Origin of the sequence: Pseudomonas psychrophila, from assembly GCF_001043005.1 — a bacterium.
GTDB lineage: Bacteria > Pseudomonadota > Gammaproteobacteria > Pseudomonadales > Pseudomonadaceae > Aquipseudomonas > Aquipseudomonas psychrophila.
This window is the reverse complement of sequence record NZ_JYKZ01000017.1, coordinates 1-23,334: the sequence shown is the minus strand read 5'-3', so window position 1 is coordinate 23,334 and position 23,334 is coordinate 1. Positions and strand designations below refer to the sequence as shown.

General features: G+C 58.2%; 24 protein-coding genes. 11 read left to right on the top strand and 13 right to left on the bottom strand.

Annotated features, from left to right (window positions below):
- Genes dapF through TU76_RS22860 form a run of 4 tightly spaced genes read left to right on the top strand, consistent with a single transcriptional unit; the run spans nucleotide 1 to nucleotide 3,141 of the window.
- On the top strand, nucleotides 1–831 hold the full coding sequence (gene dapF / locus TU76_RS22875) for a diaminopimelate epimerase (RefSeq protein ID WP_019828264.1): 831 nt from the start codon (nucleotides 1–3) through the stop codon (nucleotides 829–831).
- Between the two features lie 13 nt (nucleotides 832–844).
- Nucleotides 845–1,561, top strand: a complete 717-nt coding sequence (locus tag TU76_RS22870; protein ID WP_019828263.1) for a DUF484 family protein — start codon at nucleotides 845–847, stop codon at nucleotides 1,559–1,561.
- Entirely contained in the window at nucleotides 1,562–2,458 is an 897-nt protein-coding gene (xerC, locus tag TU76_RS22865; RefSeq protein ID WP_019828262.1) for a tyrosine recombinase XerC, read from the top strand.
- Complete coding sequence (locus TU76_RS22860) at nucleotides 2,455–3,141, top strand: HAD family hydrolase (RefSeq protein ID WP_046808830.1); 687 nt, start codon at nucleotides 2,455–2,457, stop codon at nucleotides 3,139–3,141. The genes xerC and TU76_RS22860 overlap by 4 nt, the downstream gene beginning before the upstream one ends.
- A 170-nt stretch (nucleotides 3,142–3,311) precedes the next feature.
- Here TU76_RS22860 and sutA read toward each other — a convergent pair whose 3' ends face one another.
- The 3 genes from sutA to glnK form a co-directional block, all read right to left on the bottom strand.
- The gene (sutA, locus tag TU76_RS22855; RefSeq protein ID WP_019828260.1) at nucleotides 3,312–3,638 is read right to left on the bottom strand and encodes a transcriptional regulator SutA; all 327 of its coding nucleotides are present in this window, start codon (nucleotides 3,636–3,638) and stop codon (nucleotides 3,312–3,314) included.
- 481 nt (nucleotides 3,639–4,119) lie between these two features.
- Nucleotides 4,120–5,457 carry an ammonium transporter gene (locus TU76_RS22850; RefSeq protein WP_019828259.1) on the bottom strand — a complete coding sequence of 446 codons (1,338 nt, stop codon included), beginning with the start codon at nucleotides 5,455–5,457 and terminating at the stop codon, nucleotides 4,120–4,122.
- A 34-nt stretch (nucleotides 5,458–5,491) separates the two neighbouring features.
- A complete protein-coding gene (glnK, locus tag TU76_RS22845; RefSeq protein ID WP_002555808.1) occupies nucleotides 5,492–5,830 on the bottom strand; it encodes a P-II family nitrogen regulator in 339 nt (112 codons plus the stop codon).
- Nucleotides 5,831–6,246: 416 nt separating this feature from the next.
- Between glnK and TU76_RS22840 the strand changes: the two genes are divergently transcribed.
- Together TU76_RS22840 and TU76_RS22835 are read left to right on the top strand one after the other, a co-directional pair.
- A complete protein-coding gene (locus TU76_RS22840) occupies nucleotides 6,247–6,507 on the top strand; it encodes an accessory factor UbiK family protein (protein ID WP_019828258.1) in 261 nt (86 codons plus the stop codon).
- A gap of 45 nt (nucleotides 6,508–6,552) precedes the next feature.
- On the top strand, nucleotides 6,553–6,981 hold the full coding sequence (locus tag TU76_RS22835) for a bleomycin resistance protein (RefSeq protein WP_019828257.1): 429 nt from the start codon (nucleotides 6,553–6,555) through the stop codon (nucleotides 6,979–6,981).
- A 1-nt stretch (nucleotide 6,982) separates the two neighbouring features.
- On the opposite strand, the gene TU76_RS22830 is transcribed toward TU76_RS22835, so the two are convergent.
- On the bottom strand, nucleotides 6,983–7,288 hold the full coding sequence (locus TU76_RS22830) for a HigA family addiction module antitoxin (RefSeq protein WP_048352553.1): 306 nt from the start codon (nucleotides 7,286–7,288) through the stop codon (nucleotides 6,983–6,985).
- Nucleotides 7,289–7,295: 7 nt separating this feature from the next.
- A complete protein-coding gene (locus tag TU76_RS22825; RefSeq protein ID WP_048352552.1) occupies nucleotides 7,296–7,574 on the bottom strand; it encodes a type II toxin-antitoxin system RelE/ParE family toxin in 279 nt (92 codons plus the stop codon).
- Nucleotides 7,575–7,749: 175 nt separating this feature from the next.
- On the opposite strand from TU76_RS22825, the gene TU76_RS22820 reads away from it, so the two are divergent.
- Complete coding sequence (locus tag TU76_RS22820; RefSeq protein WP_048352551.1) at nucleotides 7,750–9,243, top strand: YifB family Mg chelatase-like AAA ATPase; 1,494 nt, start codon at nucleotides 7,750–7,752, stop codon at nucleotides 9,241–9,243.
- Between the two features lie 9 nt (nucleotides 9,244–9,252).
- Here the strand turns inward: TU76_RS22820 and TU76_RS22815 are convergent, their stop codons facing one another.
- The gene (locus tag TU76_RS22815; RefSeq protein ID WP_019828228.1) at nucleotides 9,253–10,173 is read right to left on the bottom strand and encodes a LysR substrate-binding domain-containing protein; all 921 of its coding nucleotides are present in this window, start codon (nucleotides 10,171–10,173) and stop codon (nucleotides 9,253–9,255) included.
- 152 nt (nucleotides 10,174–10,325) lie between these two features.
- Between TU76_RS22815 and TU76_RS22810 the strand changes: the two genes are divergently transcribed.
- On the top strand, nucleotides 10,326–11,741 hold the full coding sequence (locus TU76_RS22810) for a NorM family multidrug efflux MATE transporter (RefSeq protein WP_037032677.1): 1,416 nt from the start codon (nucleotides 10,326–10,328) through the stop codon (nucleotides 11,739–11,741).
- 2 nt (nucleotides 11,742–11,743) lie between these two features.
- Here the strand turns inward: TU76_RS22810 and TU76_RS22805 are convergent, their stop codons facing one another.
- Complete coding sequence (locus TU76_RS22805) at nucleotides 11,744–13,411, bottom strand: putative bifunctional diguanylate cyclase/phosphodiesterase (protein ID WP_048352550.1); 1,668 nt, start codon at nucleotides 13,409–13,411, stop codon at nucleotides 11,744–11,746.
- A gap of 261 nt (nucleotides 13,412–13,672) precedes the next feature.
- On the opposite strand from TU76_RS22805, the gene rep reads away from it, so the two are divergent.
- Both rep and TU76_RS22795 read left to right on the top strand, forming a co-directional pair.
- Nucleotides 13,673–15,682, top strand: a complete 2,010-nt coding sequence (gene rep / locus TU76_RS22800; RefSeq protein WP_048352549.1) for a DNA helicase Rep — start codon at nucleotides 13,673–13,675, stop codon at nucleotides 15,680–15,682.
- A 56-nt stretch (nucleotides 15,683–15,738) separates the two neighbouring features.
- On the top strand, nucleotides 15,739–16,311 hold the full coding sequence (locus TU76_RS22795; RefSeq protein ID WP_019828223.1) for a xanthine phosphoribosyltransferase: 573 nt from the start codon (nucleotides 15,739–15,741) through the stop codon (nucleotides 16,309–16,311).
- A gap of 127 nt (nucleotides 16,312–16,438) precedes the next feature.
- Here TU76_RS22795 and TU76_RS22790 read toward each other — a convergent pair whose 3' ends face one another.
- The 6 genes from TU76_RS22790 to dadA form a co-directional block, all read right to left on the bottom strand.
- Nucleotides 16,439–18,361, bottom strand: coding sequence for an acetyl-CoA hydrolase/transferase C-terminal domain-containing protein (locus TU76_RS22790; RefSeq protein ID WP_048352548.1), 1,923 nt, complete (start codon nucleotides 18,359–18,361; stop codon nucleotides 16,439–16,441).
- Between the two features lie 118 nt (nucleotides 18,362–18,479).
- Complete coding sequence (locus tag TU76_RS22785) at nucleotides 18,480–18,893, bottom strand: c-type cytochrome (protein ID WP_019828221.1); 414 nt, start codon at nucleotides 18,891–18,893, stop codon at nucleotides 18,480–18,482.
- A gap of 181 nt (nucleotides 18,894–19,074) precedes the next feature.
- Nucleotides 19,075–19,623, bottom strand: a complete 549-nt coding sequence (locus TU76_RS22780; RefSeq protein ID WP_019828220.1) for a cupin domain-containing protein — start codon at nucleotides 19,621–19,623, stop codon at nucleotides 19,075–19,077.
- Between the two features lie 127 nt (nucleotides 19,624–19,750).
- Entirely contained in the window at nucleotides 19,751–20,824 is a 1,074-nt protein-coding gene (alr, locus tag TU76_RS22775) for an alanine racemase (protein ID WP_048352547.1), read from the bottom strand.
- 101 nt (nucleotides 20,825–20,925) lie between these two features.
- A complete protein-coding gene (locus TU76_RS22770) occupies nucleotides 20,926–21,279 on the bottom strand; it encodes a RidA family protein (protein ID WP_019828218.1) in 354 nt (117 codons plus the stop codon).
- Complete coding sequence (dadA, locus tag TU76_RS22765) at nucleotides 21,251–22,552, bottom strand: D-amino acid dehydrogenase (protein WP_046810728.1); 1,302 nt, start codon at nucleotides 22,550–22,552, stop codon at nucleotides 21,251–21,253. Before dadA ends, TU76_RS22770 begins: the two co-directional genes overlap by 29 nt.
- Before the next feature lie 156 nt (nucleotides 22,553–22,708).
- On the opposite strand from dadA, the gene TU76_RS22760 reads away from it, so the two are divergent.
- The gene (locus TU76_RS22760) at nucleotides 22,709–23,197 is read left to right on the top strand and encodes an Lrp/AsnC ligand binding domain-containing protein (protein ID WP_019828215.1); all 489 of its coding nucleotides are present in this window, start codon (nucleotides 22,709–22,711) and stop codon (nucleotides 23,195–23,197) included.
- The last annotated feature ends 137 nt before the right edge of the window (nucleotides 23,198–23,334 follow it).

The window sequence follows — 23,334 nt, the reverse complement described above, 5'->3', positions numbered from 1 at the left end:
ATGTTGCTGCGTTTTACCAAAATGCACGGCCTGGGCAATGACTTCATGGTTCTCGACCTGGTCAGCCAGCACGCGCACATTTTGCCCAAGCATGCCAAGCAATGGGGCGATCGGCATACGGGCGTCGGTTTTGATCAATTATTGATCGTTGAGGCGCCGAGCAACCCGGAAGTGGATTTCCGTTACCGGATCTTCAACTCAGACGGTTCTGAAGTTGAGCAATGCGGTAACGGTGCGCGCTGCTTTGCGCGCTTTGTGCTCGACAAGCGTTTGACCACCAAGCGTCAGATCAAGGTCGAAACCAAGAGCGGCATCATTGAGCTGAACGTGCGCAGTGATGGGCAAATCAGTGTCGATATGGGTCCGCCGCGCCTGATTCCAGCCGAGATCCCTTTTGTAGCCGACGCTCAGGCGTTGAGCTATGAGCTGGATGTTGACGGCCAGACTGTTGAGTTGGCAGCCGTGTCGATGGGCAATCCCCATGCAGTGCTGCGTGTCGACGATATCAACGCCGCGCCGGTGCATGAGCTGGGACCAAAAATTGAACATCACCCGCGCTTTCCGGCACGGGTCAATGTCGGCTTTCTTCACGTGGTTGATCGCCAGCGCGGACAGTTGCGGGTTTGGGAACGTGGCGCCGGGGAAACCCAGGCCTGCGGTACCGGGGCGTGTGCCGCCGCTGTGGCTGCAATCAGCCTGGGTTGGATGGACTCGCCGCTGATCCTCGATTTGCCGGGGGGCCGTTTGTCCATCGAATGGGCAGGTCCTGGCCACTCCGTGATCATGACCGGCCCGGCGATGCGTGTTTACGAAGGACAAGTCCGTTTATGAGCGAGCGTAACTGATGACCGACAAAACGCAGCCTTCAGAACTCGATGTACCTGTGGATAACTCGCCCGCTGCAACTGTGGAGGCGTATCTGCAGGAACACCCGGACTTCTTCGGTCAGCGCGAAGAGTTGCTCCTGTCGATGCGCATTGCGCATCAGCGTGGTGACACCATTTCGCTGGTGGAGCGTCAACTGGAGCTGCTGCGTGGTCGTAACATCGAGATGCGTCATCGCTTGTCGCAGTTGATGGACGTGGCCCGCGACAACGATCGCTTGTTCGAAAAAACCCGTCGCCTCAACCTCGCCTTGATGGACGCCACCAGTCTTGAAGAACTGGTGATTGCCGTCGAAGACAGTTTGCGCCAGGACTTTCAGGTGCCTTTCGTCAGCCTGGTGCTGTTCGGTGACAACCCGATGCCGGTCGGGCGTTGGGTCAGCGGCGCAGATGCGCAGCGTGCATTGGGTGGCTTGTTGACTGAAGGCAAGACGGTCAGTGGCAGCCTGCGCGAGCATGAGCTGGACTTCCTGTTTGGCGAAGAGCAACGCAAGCAGATCGGTTCGACGGCGGTAGTGGCACTCAATCACCTTGGGTTACACGGTGTATTGGCGATTGCCAGTCGTGATCCACAACACTACAAAAGCTCGGTGGGTACGCTGTTCCTCGGCTATATATCCGAGGTGCTGGGTCGGGTCCTGCCGCGCTTTACCAACGCTTTGCGCTCGGTGCGCTAGATGGAACGGCAACTGGACGCTTACTGCATTCACCTGCGCAGTGAGCGCCAGGTGTCGCCCCATACGCTTGAGGCTTACCGCCGCGACCTGAACAAGGTGCTGGCGTTTTGCGCCAAGGAGTCCATCGTCAGCTGGACGGCACTGGATATCCAGCGCATGCGCCAACTGGTTTCGCGTCTGCATCAGCAAGGTCAGTCCTCGCGCAGCATTGCGCGTCTGCTGTCAGCGGTGCGCGGGCTTTATCACTACCTCAATCGCGAAGGCGTGTGCGAACACGACCCGGCAAACGGACTGGCTCCGCCCAAGGGCGAGCGCCGACTGCCTAAAACCCTGGATACCGATCGTGCCCTGCAATTGCTGGAGGGCGGAGTCGAGGATGACTTTCTGGCCCTGCGCGACCAGGCCATTCTGGAATTGTTCTATTCGTCGGGGCTGCGCTTGTCGGAGTTGACCGGGCTTGATCTGGACCAGCTGGACCTGGCCGATGGGCTGGTCGAAGTGCTCGGCAAGGGCAGCAAGACCCGGGTTCTGCCCGTTGGCAAAAAGGCCCGTGAGGCGCTACAGGCGTGGCTGGCGCTGCGCGCGTTGGCCAACCCTGGTGACGGCGCCGTATTCGTCAGCCAGCGTGGTACGCGCCTTGGGCCGCGGGCCATTCAATTGCGGGTCAAGGCCGCCGGTGAGCGTGAGCTGGGGCAGAACCTGCACCCGCATATGCTGCGCCATTCATTTGCCAGCCACTTGCTGGAGTCCTCCCAGGATTTGCGTGCCGTGCAAGAGTTGCTCGGGCATGCGGACATCAAAACCACGCAAATCTATACTCATCTGGATTTCCAGCACTTGGCATCGGTCTACGACAGCGCCCACCCAAGGGCCAAACGCAGTAAGGACAGTGAATGACGATTGAGCTGATTACCTTCGACCTGGACGACACCTTGTGGGATACCGCCCCGGTGATTGTCAGCGCCGAAGCCGTTTTGCGTCACTGGCTTGGCGATAACGCACCAAAATTGGGCGTCGTTGATGTGGGGCATTTCCAGGCGATTCGTGAACGGGTGTTGAATGAAGAGCCACAACTCAAGCACCGGATCAGCGCGCTGCGTCGGCGGATCCTGTTTCATGCGCTGAACGATGCGGGGTACGTGAACGCCGCGGCGTTAGCTGATGATGCGTTTGAAGTCTTTATTGAGGCGCGTCACGCATTGGACGTGTTCCCCCAGGCTGAACCGACCCTTATTGCACTGGCCCGTGATTACAGCTTGGGCGTGGTCACCAATGGCAACGCCGATGTACGGCGAATCGGCTTGGGGCACCACTTCAAATTTGTGCTGTGTGCTGAAGACATCGGCATCGCCAAGCCGGATGCGCGCCTGTTTCACGAGGCGTTGTTGCGCGGTGGCGTGGCGGCGAGTGCAGCGGTGCACGTGGGCGATCACCCGGGAGACGACATTGCCGGAGCCCAGCAGGCGGGCTTGCGAGCGGTGTGGTTCAACCCGGGCGGCAAGCACTGGGACGGCGAGAAGGCTCCGGATGCCGAAATTGGCTGTTTGAGTGAGTTGCCGGCGGTGTTGAAGCACTTGTAAGTGTGGGAGCGGGCTTGCTCGCGATGCAGACAACGCGGTTTGCCTGTCAAACCGCGTCGCTAACATCGCGAGCAAGCCCGCTCCCACAGGGTCATGTCAGTCTTCTTTCCGTCACCCACAAAAAAACCCGCAGCGACGGCGGGTTTTTTCTTCAAGCAAACAGCTTGCCCTTAGATAGGGCGGCTGCCGTACTTGTTGTCAGGCTTCTTGGGTGGGTCGGCCACCACATTGGCCTCAACTTCCTGCACTTTGCCGCCTTTGGACAGAAACTCTTCCATGGCGCGAGCCAGAGCATCACGCTCCTTGTTTTTGGCTTCTACACTGGGCAGGTCATCGACCGACACGGCAGCCTTTGATTTGCCTTTGGCCGCAGGGGCCGGCGTATCTTCGCCACCATCGTCGTCTGCAACGTCCTCGGCGGCCGTTTCCAGGCCCTCTTCGGTATCGTCGTCTTCGCCTACTTCGAGGTCATCATTTTCCAGATCGTCGTCGCTCATGTTCTACCCCATGACATACGTAAAGCAGATTAGTTATAGACCAGTTGTGGCAACTGTCGACCACTACTGGTGAAAAAGTAGCCTTGGGCAAACCGCGGCTCACGCCTCTTCATCGTTGTAAGGTGAAGAGGGCTTGTCGCACACCGCTACCATCACGGCGTGCGCTTGAATAAACACCTTGCCAGGCGCCCAGTGCCAGATGCTCCGGCAGCACGGATCACGGGCCTTGAAAGCGTCGGGAGATCATCCTCGCCTTCGTCGTACTCGAGCATTGTTTCCTGCCCTTGGGCGCGCATTCTAGCGTGCTGAATAAAAAAGCAAAGCAGCTAATAGTCGAGTTGTGTCGCAAGTACGGGTGGCATTCACAAGCGTAGAACTTGGTGAACCCTTTAACCTGTAGGGCAAATCATTCCATTGCCGAGAATATCGTCTTTTTATGAGCAAAAAAAAACCCGGCACGCCGGGTTTTTTATAGGGATATTTACAGGTTGTAGCCACGCTCGTTGTGCTGAGCCAGATCGAGGCCCACAGCCTCTTCCTCTTCAGTCACTCGCAGACCCATCACTGCATCCAGCACTTTGAGAATGATGAACGTCACAATCGCAGTGTAGATCACAGTAAAGGCGACGCCCTTGAACTGAATCCAGACTTGAGCCGGGATGTCGGTCACGGTGCCAAAGCCACCCAGTACAGGGGCAGCAAATACACCTGTGAGGATGGCGCCGACGATGCCGCCGATGCCGTGTACGCCGAACGCATCCAGTGAGTCGTCGTAGCCCAGTTTGCGTTTGAGGCTGGTTGCACAGAAGAAACAGATCACGCCAGATGCCAGGCCGATCACGACCGAGCCCATTGGGCCGACAGTGCCCGCAGCGGGAGTGATGGCGACCAGGCCGGCTACCACGCCGGAGGCGATGCCCAGTGCGCTTGGCTTGCCGTGGGTAATCCACTCGGCAAACATCCAGCCCAGTGCAGCGGCAGCGGTTGCGATCTGAGTGACCAGCATTGCCATGCCAGCAGTGCCGTTGGCGGCCGCTGCGGAGCCGGCGTTAAAGCCGAACCAGCCGATCCACAGCATGGCGGCGCCCATCAGGGTGTAACCGAGGTTGTGCGGAGCCATTGGGGTGGACGGATAGCCTTTACGCTTGCCGAGCACGATGCACGCTACAAGACCTGCGATACCGGCGTTGATGTGCACCACGGTGCCGCCTGCGAAATCGAGGACACCCCAATCCCACATCAGACCGCCGTCGCCACTCCATACCATGTGCGCAATCGGTGCATACACCAGGGTGAACCACACGCCCATGAAAATCAGCATGGCCGAGAACTTCATACGCTCGGCAAAGGCACCGACGATCAGTGCCGGGGTGATGATGGCGAAGGTCATCTGGAAGGTGATGAACACGGCTTCAGGAAACAGCGCGGTAGGTGAGGTCAGGCTTTCAGGCGTGACACCCACCAGGAAGGCTTTCCCGAACCCGCCAATGAACGAATTGAAATTGGTGACGCCCTGCTCCATGCCCGTTGTGTCGAACGTGATGCTGTAGCCATAAATGACCCACAGAATGCTGATCAGACCGGTAATGGCGAAGCACTGCATCATCACGGAAAGAATGTTTTTGGAGCGCACCATGCCGCCGTAAAACAGCGCCAGGCCGGGAATGGTCATGAACAGCACCAAAGCGGTAGCAGTCAGCATCCAGGCGGTATCGCCCGAGTTGAGGACTGGAGCAGCCACTTCGTCTGCCGCCATGGCCAGGCCAGGCATTACGACAGACAGCAGGGCTCCGAGCCCTGCGATTTTACGCAGAGTCATAGTGTTTTCTCCTGGGGCGTTGGGGTTTGGCGGCTTAGATTGCGTCGGTATCGGTTTCGCCGGTACGGATGCGAATAGCCTGTTCCAGATTGACCACGAAAATCTTGCCGTCACCAATCTTGCCGGTGTTGGCAGCCTTGGTTATCGCCTCGATAACCCGATCAAGATCCTTGTCGTCAATGGCGACATCAATCTTCACCTTTGGCAGAAAATCGACCACGTATTCCGCGCCGCGATACAGCTCGGTGTGGCCTTTCTGCCGGCCGAAGCCTTTGACCTCAGTAACAGTAATGCCTTGTACGCCGATCTCAGACAGCGACTCGCGCACGTCATCCAACTTGAACGGCTTGATAATGGCGGTGACTAGCTTCATGAAACTTCTCCCGAATTGGTGGACTTGCCCCAGGAAAACAAACCCGGCTCAAGTCTAAGCGCAGTGCCTGGCTTTGTAACGCGTCGTCAGCCTTCTTCAGGCTGTACAACGTGTGTAAATCGCTGGTGACGAAAACACTCCCTGAACCACCTGCCGCACTGCCTTCGTCACAGCTACTGCATCAGTGCATGAGTCATATACGCTTAAGCAGAAACCTTGCCATGTCTGGAAAAATCAACAATTACAGCGGTTTAGAAGAAGTTGATGGCTTTTGGCCTGATTTGTCGGGATGTTTGTGCTCGATGATGGTGCGCAGCCTGCAGGGAAGGTGCGCGAAAAACGTGCAGAAAGCCCTCGGCAATTCGCTCCAACACCCCGTGATACACTCGGCGTCACCCGTTTTAAGGACTTTATCCATGCTCGCGCCCAAAGATTTTCTCGACGCCCTTGGTGGCCACGCCTCCCGTTTGTTCAGTGGCGAAACCGCGCTGCCGCGCAACGAAATCGAAAGCCAGTTCAAAGCCTTGCTGCAAAGTGGTTTCAGCAAGCTGGATCTGGTGAGTCGCGAAGAGTTCGACAGCCAAATGGTGGTTCTGGCCCGTACCCGTGCTCGCCTTGAAAGCCTGGAAGCCAAAGTGGCCGAAATGGAAGCCAGGCTGCTGCCGCCTGCGCAATAACGCTCGAAGCCGGTGCGTCGCTCATTGAAACAAGGATGTTTGAGTATGTTGGTGATGAATCCGCTGGTTCCCGAGATGATCGTCTCGGACCTTTCGCGCAGTCTGTCTTTCTACTGTGAAGTACTCGGTTTCAGGATCGAGTATCAACGGCCCGAGCATCACTTTGCATTTTTGTCGTTCCATGGCAGCCAGTTGATGCTGGAGCAGGATGACCTTGAAGCGTCTTCCTGGCGTGTCGGGCCGCTAGAGCCGCCGTTTGGTCGCGGCATGAACCTGTCGATCAAATGCCCGGATGCCCAGGGGCTGATCCAGCGCCTTGAAGCCGCAGGTCACAGCTTGCGAAAACCTCTGGAAGAACGCTGGTATCGCAGCAACGAGGTGTTGTTTGGCGAACGCAACTTTTTGGTGCTCGATCCCGATGGCTACTTGTTGCGTTTTGCAGAAGATCTGGGCACCAAAGCGCTGGGGGCGTGAATCAGGCGCAGTGGTGAATGGGTTCAACCTGCTCGCGAATCGCTGCGCCACGTTCGATTTGTGCTTTGCGCAGATCGTAAGTGGTTTGCAGGTTCAGCCAGAACTCAGGGGTCGTCTCAAGGCAAATCGCCAGCCGCAAGGCCATATCGGCACTGACACCACGACGCTGCAGCACGATATCGTTCACCGTCGGTGTGGACACCTTGAGCGCTCTGGCCAGCGCAGCGGCCGAGAGACTCAGTGGCTCCAGATATTCCTCTTTAAGGATTTCACCCGGATGAACCGGGCGCATGCCGTTCTTGATCATGATGACCTCAGTGATAATCAACGATTTCTACCGCTTCAGGGCCATTCGCGCCCCAGATGAAGCAGATTCGCCATTGTGCATTGATGCGAATGCTGTGCTGGCCTTTGCGATTGCCGCCCAACGCTTCGAGCCGATTGCCAGGAGGCGACAGTAAATCGGACAGCACGGATGCAGCATCTAGCATCGTTAGTTTGCGTTCTACCACATTGATAATGTCTGACCATGCGCGGGTCTTGCCACTTCGGAACAGACGTTCAGTTCTGCAGCACTTGAAGTTTATTATCATAATTAATGGGTAACGTTATTCGTTAATTTTAGAGGATTGTGCGCTTTATGCAACCGCACTTTGGCAGCTCGCCGGTCGTGTTTGCATGCCTGTTCACATCCCGTATCCATTACACCTCTGCCCTCGGCTCCTGATTCGCGCAGGATGAGTCTTTTGCGAACTCAAGGAATGAGTCATGGCTCTGGCTATCGTTTACAGCCGCGCCCAGGTCGGTGTCGAGGCGCCTGCCGTTATGGTCGAAGCGCATCTGGCCAATGGATTACCCGCCTTAACACTGGTCGGTTTGCCTGAAGCCGCGGTCAAGGAAAGCAAGGATCGGGTGCGCAGCGCGATCCTCAATTGCGGGCTGGATTTCCCGGCCCGGCGAATCACTCTTAACTTGGCACCCGCCGATCTACCCAAAGACGGCGGGCGTTTTGATGTGGCCATTGCCCTGGGGATTTTGGCGGCCAGCGGGCAAATACCGGCTGCGGCGCTGGAGCAGGTGGAGTGTTTGGGTGAGTTGGCGTTGTCGGGTGCAATCAGGTCCGTTCAGGGGGTTTTACCTGCCGCGTTGGCGGCCCGGGCTGCAGGCCGAGCGTTGGTGGTGCCGCTGGCCAATGCCGAAGAGGCCTGCCTTGCATCCGGGCTGACGGTGATTGCGGTCGAACATTTGTTGCAGGTGGTGGCGCATTTCGCGGCGCGCGAAGTGATTGAGCCTTATGTCGCCAGCGGCTTGCAGCAGTTGAGCAAACCTTATCCCGACCTGATCGATGTCCAGGGACAGCTTTCGGCAAAACGGGCGTTACTGATTGCCGCCGCCGGCAGCCACAATGTGTTATTTACCGGCCCGCCCGGCACCGGGAAAACCTTGCTGGCCAGCCGCCTGCCCGGCTTGTTGCCACCGCTCACTGAGCAGGAGGCGTTAGAGGTCGCGGCCATTCAGTCCGTGGTCAGCCACGTGCCCCTGAACTGCTGGCCACAACGCCCGTTTCGTCAGCCTCACCACTCGGCCTCCGGCCCTGCACTGGTGGGGGGCGGCTCAAAGCCACAACCCGGCGAGATCACGCTGGCGCATCACGGGGTGTTATTTCTTGATGAGCTTCCCGAGTTTGATCGCAAGGTGCTGGAAGTGTTGAGGGAGCCAATGGAGAGCGGTTTTATCGTGATTGCCCGCGCCCGGGATCGAATGCGCTTTCCGGCGCGCTTCCAACTGGTCGCGGCCATGAACCCCTGCCCCTGTGGATATCTTGGTGAGCCCACTGCCCGCTGCCGTTGTACCCCGGAGCAGATCCAGCGGTATCGCAACAAACTGTCCGGACCGTTGCTCGACCGCATTGATTTGCATCTGACCGTGGCGCGCGAGACCACGTCGCTCAACCCGCCCCTTGCCTCTGGCGATACCACGGCCACGTCGGCTGCATTAGTGGCAGTAGCGCGCGAACGCCAGTTGCAACGTCAGGGATGTGCCAATGCCTTTCTTGATTTATCGGGGGTGCGCGCTCAATGCCGGCTGAGTGCTGTGGACAACGCCTGGCTGGAGACTGCCTGCGAGCGGATGAGTTTGTCGCTGCGAGCGGCCCACCGGTTGTTGAAGGTGGCAAGGACGTTGGCCGATCTGGAGCAGGTGCAAACTATTGAGCGCACGCATCTGGCGCAGGCGTTGCAGTATCGGCCGGTTACCGGGTGATGAGCGGAGCTATTTCAACTGCTCCACCGCAGGGAGCTCCATGGCGGCGACTTCATGTTGCAAAAAGTCGCTCAGACGGCGCAGGCGCTCACCACCAGGGCGGGTCTTGGGCCAGACCAGGTAGTAGTTTTCGCCGCTGGCCACGGCGGCCGGGAATGGCAGGCTCAGGCGACCCTGGGCAACGTCTTCGGCAACCATCAGCAAGTCACCCATAGAGATCCCGTAACCCCGGGCGGCAGCGATCATGCCCAGCTCCAGAGTGTCAAAAACCTGCCCGCCCTTGAGTGATACTTGCCCGCTCAGGCCCATGCAGTCGAGCCAGCGGCGCCAGTCACGGCGGTCGGGCGTGGGGTGCAAGAGCTCGGTGGCGGCCAGCCGTTTGGCGTCCCAGGGCTGATCGTCCAGAACATTTGGCGCACCGACCGGGATCAACATTTCCGCAAACAGCAGCGTGGCCTCCCAGTCCGGCGGAAAGTGGCCGTTGCTCAACAGGACGGCGCAGTCGAACGGTTCCTGATTGAAATCCACATTGTCGATATCCATCCAGGCACTGGTCAGCTGCACCTCGTTACCTGCTTGCAGGTGGCGAAACCGGCTCAGGCGGGCCAGTAGCCAGCGCATGGTCAGGGTCGAGGGGGCTTTCATGCGCAAGGTGTCATCTTCGGCACGCAAAGTGGTGCAGGCACGCTCCAGCGCGGCAAAACCTTCGCGCACACCCGGCAGCAACAGGCGGGCGGCTTCAGTGAGCTGCAGGCTGCGACCACTGCGCTGGAACAATCGGCAGGCGAAATGCGCTTCAAGGGTCTTGATATGCCGGCTGACGGCGCTTTGAGTGATCGACAGCTCTTCTCCCGCTCGGGTAAACGAGCTATGGCGAGCTGCCGCTTCAAAGGCACGCAAGGCATAAAGAGGTGGAAGGCTACGAGACATTGAGATTGTTCCTATGGTGCAACTGGCCGAGGTTTGAAATATAAGCTTTTGCATGAGTTTTAATCATGCCACTGATCGTTTTTATCCCTTTGCTTAAAACACTCAACGCGCCGAGAATCAAGCCTTTCAACGCACCTATAGAAATCTCAAAGATGATCAAACAGCATCCTGCACGTATCGAACTCTGGGCCATTATGCGGCTGGCGGGGCCGCTGATCGCCTCTCAGTTGGCTCACATGCTGATGGTGCTGACCGATACGCTGATGATGGCGCGCCTGAGCCCCGAGGCTCTGGCTGGCGGGAGCCTGGGTGCAGCCAGTTACTCGTTCGTGTCGATTTTTTGTATTGGTGTGATTGCTGCCGTGGGCACGCTGGTGTCGATTCGCCAGGGCGCGGGGGATATCGAAGGTGCGACCCGTCTGACACAGGCCGGGCTGTGGCTGGCCTGGGGGTTGGCGCTGGCAGGCGCGGTGATGCTCTGGAATATCAAACCGCTGTTGCTGTTGTTCGGCCAGACGCCCACCAACGTTGAGGCTGCTGGTCAGTTTCTGATGCTGTTACCGTTTGCCCTGCCCGGCTATATGACCTTCATGGCCTTGCGCGGCTTTACCAGTGCAATGGGTCGGGCTACGCCCGTGATGGTGATCAGCCTGATCGGTACCGTGGCCAACTTCCTGCTCAATTACGCATTGATTACCGGGATGTTCGGCCTGCCAAAGCTGGGCTTGATGGGTATCGGTCTGGTCACGGCGATTGTGGCGACTTGCATGGCGCTGGGCCTGGCCTGGCATATCCATCGTCATCCGGCCTATGACGCGTATCCAATCAGCAAGGGCCTGTCGCGTATCAATCTGACTTACTTGCGGGAACTGTGGCGTCTCGGTTTGCCGATTGGCGGCACCTACGCGGTGGAGGTCGGGCTATTTGCTTTCGCGGCGCTGTGCATGGGCACTATGGGCAGCACGCAACTGGCAGCGCATCAGATTGCGCTGCAAATCGTCTCGGTGGCGTTTATGGTTCCGGCGGGCATGTCGTACGCCATTACCATGCGCATTGGCCAGCACTATGGAGGCGGCGATTTGCAGCGGGCGCGGCTGGCGGGCCGGGTCGGGATCGGCTGCGGTGCGGTGATCATGCTGGGCTTCTCTGTGGTGTTCTGGTTCTTGCCGACCCAACTCATCGGTTTGTTCCTGGATTACAACGATCCGGCGTTCCGCCCGGTGTTCGAGTTGGCGGTGAGCCTGTTGGCGGTGGCTGCCTGGTTTGAACTGTTCGATGGTGCACAGACCATTGCGATGGGTGCCATTCGAGGGCTCAAGGATGCCAAGACAACATTTTTGGTGGGGCTGTTTTGCTATTGGGTGATTGGCGCACCGATGGCCTGGCTGCTGGCATTTACTTTCGGCTGGGGCCCTACCGGCGTGTGGTGGGGCCTGGCGCTGGGCCTGGCCTGTGCGTCTATCAGTTTGACGCTGGCGTTCGAGTGGAAGATGCGCCGCATGATCAAGCAGGAGCGCAAGGCGGCGAAAGTGGCGGGCGTAGCAGCTGCTACAGAAGTTTGCCCTTAACCTTAGAGCGCAATTGGCACCTGCTGCTGCGCCCCAAAGGTCAAGTATTCCACCAGATCTGCCAAGGGCAGCGGTTTGCTGATGAAATAACCCTGTACCTGATCGCAGCCAAAATCGCGCAAAAGGGCAAGCTGTTCAGGGGTCTCGACGCCTTCGGCGACCACTTCCAGTTTCAGGTTATGGGCCAGGTTGATCATGGCGTGGACCAACTTGCGGTTCTCTTCGCGGCCTTCCATGCCACCCACAAAGCTTTTGTCGATCTTGAGTAGCGCAATCGGCAGGCTGTTGAGGTGCACAAATGATGAAAACCCCGTGCCGAAATCATCCAGCGAAAAGCGTACGCCGAGTCGCCCCAGTGCATCCATCGTTTGCTTGACCAGATCACTGCGACGCATCACGGCCGTTTCTGTCAGTTCGAACTCCAGCCATTGCGCTTCAACCCCGCGTTCGATGATCAAGCGGCTTAGGGTCGAGAGCAGCTGGCTATCCTGAAATTGGCGGAACGACAGGTTGACCGCCATGTGCAATGGTTCTAGCCCGCGTTCGCGTAGCGCCTGCATGTCGCGCAGGGCGCGGGAGATAACCCAGTAACCCAGCGGCACAATCAGTCCGCTCTGCTCTGCCAGGGGCACAAACTCGCTGGGTGCCAGGAGGCCGCGCTCGGTGTGGCGCCAACGCACCAGCGCCTCCAGCCCGACGATCTGGCCCGTGCCCAGATCCAGGCGCGGCTGGTAGTGCAGTTCCAGTTCGTCACGGCGCAGGGCGCGGCGCAGTTCGCTTTCGAGATCGGCCAGGCTGCGAGCATTGCGATTGATACGTTCGTTAAATACGTGAAAGGTGCAGCCCTGGGTGCTTTTGGCTTGCTGCATGGCGATGTGGGCGTGCCACATCAACGGGTCGGCCCCGGCATTGGCACGTGCATGGGCGATGCCCAGGCTGCAGCCGATCAGCAGGCTTTCACCATCGACCCAATAGGGTTCGGCCATTACTTCTGTAATGCGCTCGGCCATCCATTGCGCGCGCTCGGGCGCACGATGGGTATTGATTAGCAGGGCGAACTCATCGCTGCCCAGGCGCGCCAGTTGGTCGCCGGCTTCGAGCTGGCTTTTGAGGCGCGCCACCACTTGCAAGATCAAGCGATCGCCGGCCTGATGGCCCAGCGCATCGTTGGCGTGGCGAAAGTTGTCCAGATCCAGATGACCCAGGGCGATTCCGCGGCCGTCACTTTCGGCCAATCGTACAGCCAGCAGGGTCTGGAATCCCTGACGATTGGCGATGCCGGTCAGCGGGTCTTCTTCGGCCAGGCGTTGCAGCGTGTGTTCCAGCAGGCCACGCTCGCGGACATGACGCAGGCAGCGGCGCAGAACATCGGGAGTCAGGCTGGTGCTGACCAACCAGTCGCTGACCCCGTGGGGTGACGTTGCAGGCTCGGTGTCGAGCAGCAAAACCGTGGGCAAGCGGCAGCGGCCTGCTGGAGGCTGCAGCGCCGGTGTGGTCAGGAGCAGCGCATTGCGATCGTTCTCGAACAGATGGCTGACTGATTCCCAGCTCGGCGCGCACATCATGACGGCCGTATTTCCCATGGGCGTCAGACACTCGCGCAATAACACTGCCCAAGATGGCTCTTCGGCCAATAGCAGTAAACGCAAGGGTTCGACAGGCGTAGACAAGCTAGCTCCCTAGACTCTGCAATAATTCGGGCGGTGGCCATTATGACGTGCCAGCAACCGATGGCAATGAAACTGGTTATCAAACACGTACGCGCGGCATTAACCCTACGGTAGCTGCAAATACTCATGGCATCCTGCGCGAAAGTAACAAAAGCGGCAAATTAAGATGATGTGGCATGTCACACCGTCGCACAGAGGCAGCAATATTTGCTCAGCCTGTTAAAATGCCCGCCCTTTTTACACACGACCCCTGATCTCGTCATGTCCCGACTCAATCCCCGGCAGCAAGAAGCCGTGAGCTATGTCGGCGGCCCTCTATTGGTGCTCGCCGGCGCGGGCTCCGGCAAAACCAGCGTGATTACCCGCAAAATCGCGCACCTGATCCAGAACTGTGGCATCCGTGCCCAGTACATTGTCGCCATGACGTTTACCAATAAAGCCGCCCGCGAAATGAAAGAGCGTGTGGGTACCCTGCTTAAAAAGGGTGAAGGTCGAGGCTTGACGGTGTGCACGTTCCACAACCTGGGTCTGAACATTATCCGCAAGGAGCATGCGCGGCTGGGCTATAAGCCGGGGTTCTCGATCTTTGACGAAGCTGACGTCAAAGCGCTGATGACCGACATCATGCAAAAGGAATACTCGGGCGACGACGGGGTCGATGAAATCAAGAACATGATCGGCTCGTGGAAAAACGACCTGATCCTGCCGCCACAGGCGCTGGAAAACGCGCGCAGCCCTAAAGAGCAGACAGCGGCCATTGTCTACACGGCCTATCAGCGCACGCTCAAGGCCTACAACGCAGTGGACTTTGACGACCTGATCCTGCTGCCGGTGAAGCTGTTCGAAGAACACGCCGATATTCGTGAAAAGTGGCAGAACAAAGTCCGCTACCTGCTGGTGGACGAATATCAGGACACGAATGCCAGCCAGTATTTGTTGGTGAAATACCTGATCGGCACGCGCAATCAGTTCACCGTGGTAGGTGACGACGACCAGTCGATCTACGCCTGGCGCGGCGCCCGGCCCGAAAACCTGATGTTGCTCAAGGACGATTACCCGTCCCTGAAAGTGGTGATGCTGGAGCAAAACTATCGCTCCACCAGTCGGATCCTGCGCTGTGCCAACGTGCTGATTTCGAACAACCCACACGAGTTCGAGAAGCAACTGTGGAGTGAAATGGGCCACGGCGACGAAGTACGGGTCATTCGCTGTCGCAACGAAGATGCCGAGGCCGAGCGCGTAGCCGTCGAAATTCTTACCCTGCACCTGCGCACCGACCGGCCGTACAGCGACTTTGCGATTCTGTATCGCGGTAACTATCAGGCAAAACTGATCGAGTTGAAGCTGCAGCACCATCAGATCCCCTATCGCTTGTCGGGTGGTAACAGTTTCTTCGGGCGCCAGGAAGTGAAAGACCTGATGGCGTACTTCCGTCTGATTGTGAATCCGGATGACGACAACGCCTTCCTGCGGGTTATCAACGTCCCACGTCGCGAGATCGGTTCGACCACGCTGGAAAAGCTCGGTAACTACGCCACCGAACGCAAAATCTCGATGTATGCCGCCACCGATGAAATCGGCCTGGGCGAGCATCTGGATGCCCGCTTTACTGATCGTCTGGGGCGCTTCAAGCGTTTTATGGACCGCGTGCGCCAACAATGTTCGGGCGAAGACCCGATATCTGCGCTGCGCAGCATGATCATGGACATCGACTACGAGAACTGGCTGCGCACCAACAGTTCCAGTGAAAAGGCGGCGGACTACCGCATGTCCAACGTCTGGTTCTTGGTCGAGGCGTTGAAAAACACCCTTGAGAAAGACGAAGACGGTGGCATGACCATCGAGGAAGCCATCGGCAAGCTGGTGCTGCGCGACATGCTTGAGCGCCAGCAGGAAGAGGAAGACGGTGCCGAAGGCGTGCAGATGATGACGTTGCACGCGTCAAAGGGCCTGGAATTCCCGTACGTGTTCATCATGGGCATGGAAGAAGAAATCCTGCCGCACCGCTCCAGCATAGAAACGGACACTATTGAAGAAGAACGGCGTCTGGCCTACGTAGGTATTACCCGTGCCCGTGAGACGCTGGCATTTACCTTCGCCGCCAAGCGCAAGCAATACGGCGAGATCATCGATTGTGCGCCGAGTCGCTTCCTCGATGAGTTGCCCCCGGACGATCTGGCCTGGGAAGGCAACGACGATACCCCCACCGAAGTGAAGGCGGTTCGCGGAAATACGGCATTGGCCGATATACGCGCGATGCTAAAACGCTAGAATTGACTATTTTTTACTCTACCTTCAGCGCATAAGCGCTATTTGAGGACGTTACGTTGGAAGCACTGCACAAGAAAATTCGCGAAGAAGGCATCGTGCTTTCCGATCAGGTTTTGAAGGTCGACGCCTTCTTGAATCATCAGATCGACCCTCAGTTGATGAAAGAAATCGGCGACGAATTCGCGCGCTTGTTCAAGGATTCGGGGATTACCAAGATCGTCACCATCGAAGCGTCGGGTATTGCTCCTGCCGTGATGACTGGCTTGAACTTGGGTGTACCTGTGATTTTTGCGCGTAAGCACCAGTCCCTGACCCTGACTGAAAACCTGTTGTCGGCCACGGTGTACTCGTTCACCAAGCAGACAGAAAGCACTGTTGCGATCTCCCCGCGTCACCTGCAAAGCAGCGACCGCGTGTTGGTTATCGATGACTTCCTGGCCAACGGCAAAGCCTCGCAGGCACTGATTTCGATCATCAAGCAAGCGGGCGCAACCGTTGCCGGTCTTGGCATCGTGATCGAGAAGTCGTTCCAGGGCGGCCGTGCCGAACTGGATGCTCAGGGCTACCGCGTTGAATCGTTGGCCCGGGTCAAATCCCTGGCCGACGGTAAAGTGACCTTTATCGAGTAATACCTCGACCACCCTGACCGGGCTTGCTCCGCCCCGTAGTCGCTGCCGAAGGCTGCGAGCCTTTTATTGGGGCTGACCAAGATCAAAAGCTCGCAGCCTTCGGCAGCGACTACGGGCAGTGTCGGGTTTAGCGCCTCGTTGCATGGAGCCCTGCCAGCAGCAAGCGCTGATAAAGCTCCTCGCGCAGGCCGTCCGGCTCGGCCAGGTGCATACGCTCCAAGTGTTCGGGGAATGCCTGCGGTGAGGGGGCATCCAGCGTGGCTTTGCCCAACTGGTAAATCTGTGTGAGCTTGAACTTGCTCTTGAGCCAGTTCAACGCTCGCAGCAGGTCTTGCTCCTGTACGCTGAAATCGCTGCCCAGCGGATACTCCGGGAACAAGTGCGAGTGCCGAGCGGCAATTGCCTGCAAGCGTTGTGGGCTGTTATCGGCAAACCGTGGATCCAGGCAAAAGTCCTTGGGCAGTTTGCCAATTTGCTGCGCCTGCGCAATCAGCTCGGTCTGGAAGCGCGAGTCGGTGATGTTGAGCAGGGCTTCGATGACTTTGCGATCAGTTTTGCCGCGTAAATCGGCAATCCCGTACTCGGTGACCACGATGTCGCGTAAATGTCGCGGGATGGTGCAGTGGCCGTATTCCCAGACGATATTGGAACTCACGTCACCCCCCGATTCGCGCCAGCTTCGCAGCATGATGACCGAGCGCGCGTCATGCAGGGCGTGGCCTTGGGCAACGAAGTTGTATTGCCCGCCGACCCCGCTGAGTACCCGTCCATCTTCCAGTTGATCGGCAACGGCGGCACCGAGCAAGGTGGCGGTAAAGGCGCTGTTCACGAAGCGCGCATCACGCCGTTGCAGGCGTTTCAAGTCTTCCTGGCCATACAGCTCGTTGATGTAGCTGATGGCGGTCATGTTGAATTCGCGGCGTTTGCTGAGGGGTAGGTCTCGTAACCGCTGGTAAAAGTCTTGGGGGCCGAGGATGAAACCACCGTGGATGCTCACGCCGTCGCTTTGCACGCTTTCGTCCAGGGTCCCTGCGTTGGCCTGTGCTTGCCGTTCGGCATCGGGGTAGACCTTGCGCCGCACAATCCCGGCATCGGCCAGCACCATCAGCCCGTGGACAAACATTTCGCTGCAACCATACAAGCCCCGGGCGAACGGTTCGACACCGCCCTGCTGTTCAATCAGCGTGTGCCAGGGCGTGATGTCGATCTCGTTGAGCAGGGCGCGATAGTCGTCATTGTTGCCCTGGCGCGCCAGCAAGGCGGCACTCAGGGCGTCGCCCATCGAGCCAATGCCAATCTGCAGGGTGCCGCCATCCCGTATCAGGGTACTGGCGTGTAAACCGATAAGGTGATCTTGCAGGCTGACGGGCATGTTGGGGGTAGAAAACAGTGTGGTGCGCTCATCTTCGTCGATCAGGAGGTCAAAATCATCAACGTCAAGTTCCGAGTCGCCGGGCATGTAGGGTAGGTCACTGTGTACCTGGCCGAGCATCAAAATGGTCTCGCCCTCGGCTCGCCGCTTGGCAATCATGGGCAATAAATCGAGGGTGATGTCGGGGTTGCAGCTCAAGCTCAGGCGCCGTGCATCCTGAGGGTTGCGGGCAACCAGCTGCGCCACCAGATTCAGGCCGCCAGCATTGATATCGCGCGCCGCGTGGCTGTAATTGCTGCTGACATAATCCTGCTGGGCTGGGGGGCTGTTGAGCAAACTCCCCGGCTGCATGAAGAATTGCTCGACGACTATATTGTCGGGCAGGCTGTTACGATGCAGGTCGGCAAGGTAGTCCAGCTCGATGTAGTCGCCAAATACCCGCTCGACAAAAGGCTCCAGAAACAGCCGCTGCAAGCCATCCCCAAGCGGCGGGCGGCCGAGACTCAGGGCGGTGTAGATCGTGAGCCGGCGCTCGGGTAACAGTTTGATCCGCTGATACAGCGCGTTGACGAACCGGTTGGCCTTGCCCAGCCCCAGCGGCAGGCCCAGGTGAATATGTGTGGGTAGACGCGCCAGTACATCATCGACTGCGCGCTCGATCGAACAGGACTGCACCATCTGACCCCTCCTTATCAATCCTTGAATATAGACGTGATAGACATCAGGGGGGGCGGACTGACTCAAATCCCGGGCACAAAAAAGCCGCCCATCAGCGGCTTTTTCAGAGAGGTGCGGTTTACTTCAAACCGGACATCTTCTCGATGGCGCCTTTAAGGTCTTCATCGGAGCACGTCATGCAGGTGCCTTTAGGCGGCATGGCGTTGATACCGGTGATGGCCTTGGCCAGGATGCCATCAAGGCCGCCCTGGTGATCAGCGCGCTCTTTCCAGGCTGCGGTGTCACCGATTTTCGGTGCGCCCAACAGGCCGGTGCTGTGGCATGCGCTGCAATGCTTGGCAATGATGTCGTCGGGGGTCATGCCGCCGCCACCGCCCACAGAGGCAGTCACTTCCATGCCTTTGCATTCTTGCCCTTGAACACAGACTTTACCGACTGGCTCAAGACGTTTTGCGATGTCATCGTTCGTTGTTGCCTGAGCGCTGACTGCCCAAAGGGCCATTACTGTTGCTGGTACGGCCAGCATTTTCATAATTAGGTTCACGCGTACACCCTCAATGGTGGCTAGTCACGCCCACAACCACGGTTTCGCGGGCGGGCGAAAGTATAACGGTTAGCCCGCCACTCTGAAACAACCCTAAAGACAAAGGGGGAATAGAGCTGGCGAAATGCATCTTCGGGTGCCTCTGCAAGCAGGCAGGGCGCCTCTGTTCTTAGAAGTTCGCCGGGGTGGCTGCGCTGATTAGTCGCGCCGCAACGTCGAACGGATTACGGAAACGGTGTGGCTTTGAGCTTTCGAAATAGTAGCTGTCACCGGCTTCGAGCACGAAGGTTTCAAGCCCCACGATTAACTCTAGGCGACCTTCCACTAAAATCCCGGTTTCTTCGCCTTCATGGGTCAGCATTTCGTCCCCGGTATCGGCACCCGGTGGATAAATCTCGTTGAGAAAGGCGATGGCCCGGCTTGGATGTGCCTTGCCGACCAGTTTCATGGTCACGGCGCCATCGGAAATGTCGATCAGCTCATTGGCTTTGTACACAATCTGGGTCGGGTTTTCTTGAAGGATCTCTTCGGAAAAAAACTCGACCATGGACATGGGGATGCCACTCAGCACTTTTCTCAGGGAGCTTATGGACGGGCTCACGCTGTTCTTTTCGATCATCGAAATGGTGCTGTTGGTGACGCCCGCGCGCTTGGCGAGTTCACGTTGTGACAGGCCTTTCAGTTTGCGGATGGATTGCAGTCGTTCACCGACGTCCAATGCAGGAGCCTCCTAGGGGTCAGATTCAGGTCGAGAAGTCGCCATCATGGCGATAGCGTTCAGTATTTACAACACTTCGACTTCAAACCTGGGTGCCCATTAGCCCCCGCACTTTGGATACAACCGATCAGCTCCCGGAATAGAGGCGTGGCGCTCGTTTCAGGTTGCAGAAAATCTGGTAAGGAATGGTGTCAGCCTTGGCTGCCACTTCACTGGCGAGGATGTTTTTGCCCCACAGCTCCACTGTCGAACCCAGGCCTGCCTGCGGCACGTCGGTGAGATCGATGCACAGCATGTCCATCGACACCCGGCCCAGCAGTTGGCTGCGTACGCCGGCCACTAGTACAGGGGTTCCGGTGGGGGCCTGGCGCGGATAGCCGTCTGCATAACCCATGGCTACCACACCAATTCGCATCGGTTTTTCGGTAATGAATCTGGCGCCGTAACCTATGGGTTCGCCAGCAGGCAATTCACGTACGCAGATCACTTTGGACTCCAGGGTCATCACCGGCTGCAGGCGTGATGCAGTGGCCTGGGGTTCTTCGAATGGCGAGGCGCCATACAGCATCAGGCCCGGACGTACCCAGTCACTTGGCACGCGTGGCCAGCCGAGTACAGCCGGCGAGTTACGCAAGCTGACTTCTGCCGTCAAGTCGGCGCGAGCGCCCAGGAACACAGCGACTTGCTCTACGCTTCGGGTGCAATCGAGCTCATCGGCGCGAGCAAAGTGGCTCATCAGCACAATGTTCGCCACATTGGCACTGGCCTGCAGACGCTGGTAAGCGGCCTTGTAATCATTGGGGTGCAAACCGACGCGGTGCATGCCGCTGTCCAGTTTCAACCACACGTGGATCGGTTTGGTGAGTCTGGCCTGCTCGATGGCATCGAGTTGCCACAGTGAATGCACCACGCACCAGAAGTCGTGCTCGACAATCAGTGGCAGTTCATCCGCTTCAAAAAAACCTTCAAGCAGCAGGATGGGGCCACGGATACCGGCGGCGCGCAGCTCCAGTGCTTCTTCGATACAGGCAACGGCAAAGCCATCGGCCTCGGCTTCAAGGGCCTGGGCGCAGCGCACGGCTCCGTGACCGTAGGCGTCGGCCTTGATCACTGCGAGGGCCTTGGCCCCCGTGACTTCACGGGCCAGTTGGTAGTTGTGGCGCAGGGCTTGGAGGTCGATCAGGGCACGGGCTGGGCGCATGGCGGCGGGCTTCTAACGGCAGTTGAATAAAAAACCGGCGCTGACCCACGGCGTTAACCGCGTGCCGCACCGGAAGAGGGACTGTTACGTGATCGAAAAACCTACGGCAGTGCTGCCACAACAGACAATTCGACCAGAATTTCAGGTTCGCACAACTTGGCCTCAACGGTGGCACGGGCGGGTGCGACGCCTTTAGGCAGCCACTGATCCCAGACGCCATTCATGCCGGCAAAGTCGGCATCAATGTCTTTGAGGTAGATGGTGACCGACAGGATGCGGCTTTTGTCGGTACCCGCCAGGTCCAGCAAGTGCTCGATGTTGGCCAGTGTTTCACGGGTTTGCTGCTCAATCCCGGCGTTCATGTCGTCACCGACTTGACCGGACAGGTAAACAGTACCGTTATGGGAAACGATCTGGCTCATGCGTTCATTGGTGAGCTGGCGCTGGATTGCCATGTTTTGCAGCCTCCTGGTGGTTACCGTAGCGGGAAATATCAAGGCCTTCGGCGCTGATTTGTGGTGTCTTCTTGGCCATTACATCTGCAAGGAAACGACCGGAGCCGCAGGCCATGGTCCAACCGAGCGTGCCATGACCGGTGTTCAGGAACAGATTCTTGAACGGAGTTGCGCCCACAATCGGCGTACCGTCCGGCGTAGTCGGGCGCAGGCCGGTCCAGAAGCTGGCCTGGCTCAAGTCACCGCCCTGAGGATAAAGGTCGTTGACGATCATCTCCAGGGTTTCGCGTCGGCGCGGGTTCAGCGACAGGTCGAAACCGGCGATTTCAGCCATGCCGCCCACGCGGATACGGTTGTCGAAACGGGTGATCGCGACCTTGTAGGTCTCGTCGAGAATGGTCGACGTCGGGGCCATGTCCGAGTTAGTGATCGGAATGGTCAGCGAGTAACCCTTGAGCGGGTAGACCGGGGCCTTGATGCCCAGCGGCTTGAGCATCTGCGGCGAGTAGCTGCCCAGTGCCAGCACGTAGCGATCAGCGGTTTCGAGCTTGCCGTCGATCATTACGCCATTGATGCGATCGCCTGCGTAGTCCAGGCGCTGGATGTCTTGGCCGAAGCGGAATTCAACACCCAGGTTTTTGGCCATTTCAGCCAAGCGGGTGGTAAACATCTGACAGTCGCCGGTCTGGTCATTAGGCAGACGCAGGGCGCCGGCCAGAATGTCGGTCACGTTGGCCAAAGCGGGTTCAACCCGGGCGATCCCTGCGCGGTCGAGCAGCTCAAACGGAACCCCGGATTCCTTGAGTACCGCGATGTCCTTGGCCGCGCCATCCAATTGGGCCTGGGTGCGGAACAATTGAGTGGTGCCCAGGTTGCGAGCCTCGTAGGCAATGCCGGTTTCGGCGCGCAGTTCGTCGAGGCAGTCACGGCTGTACTCGGACAGGCGAACCATGCGCTCCTTGTTCACGGCATAGCGGCTGGCTGTGCAGTTGCGCAGCATCTGCGCCATCCACAGGTATTGGTCGATGTTGGCAGTGGCCTTGATGGCCAGAGGCGCGTGGCGCTCGAGCAGCCACTTGATTGCCTTGAGGGGCACGCCCGGCGCTGCCCACGGCGAAGCATAGCCTGGGGACACCTGACCGGCGTTGGCAAAGCTGGTTTCCATTGCAACGGCTGGCTGACGGTCTACGACGACCACATCGAAACCGGCTCGGGCCAGATAATAGGCGCTGGCAGTACCAATAACGCCGCCACCCAATACCATAACTCGCATATTTATATCCCTCATCGCGGCCAGCCGCAGACGTTTATTGTTCAGAGCGAAGATGAGCGCAGTATATGAAGCATTGAGTAGTGGAATTCACTGTATAAGCAGCTATATTTGGCGACAATTCTCGGGCACAACCCTTTTCACGGAGGAGAATCTCCTATGCGTACAAATCACCAAACAAAACGTGAATTGGACAAGATTGACCGCAACATTTTGCGCATCCTTCAGGCCGATGGCCGCATCTCGTTTACCGAGCTAGGAGAGAAGGTCGGGCTGTCGACTACGCCCTGTACTGAACGGGTGCGCAGGCTGGAACGTGAAGGCATCATCATGGGCTACAACGCCCGACTCAACCCCCAGCATCTGCAGGGCAGCCTGCTGGTGTTTGTCGAGATCAGCCTGGACTACAAGTCGGGCGACACCTTTGATGAGTTTCGCCGTGCCGTGCTGAAGTTGCCCCACGTGCTGGAGTGCCACCTGGTGTCGGGGGATTTCGACTATCTGGTCAAGGCACGGATCAGCGAGATGGCCTCGTACCGCAAGTTGCTGGGCGACATTCTGCTCAAGTTGCCCCACGTGCGTGAGTCCAAGAGCTATATCGTGATGGAAGAAGTGAAAGAGAGCCTGAACTTGCCGATTGCAGATTAAACGTTGCCCTCTGTAGAGACCGGTACATCCTTTACACATCTAACCGGGTACATCGTTTACACATTTACAGGCTTGAGACGCGTTTTGCACCGCGCTCAAGCCTGCCCAAAGGGTAGCTGCAAAGGTACAGATCCCAC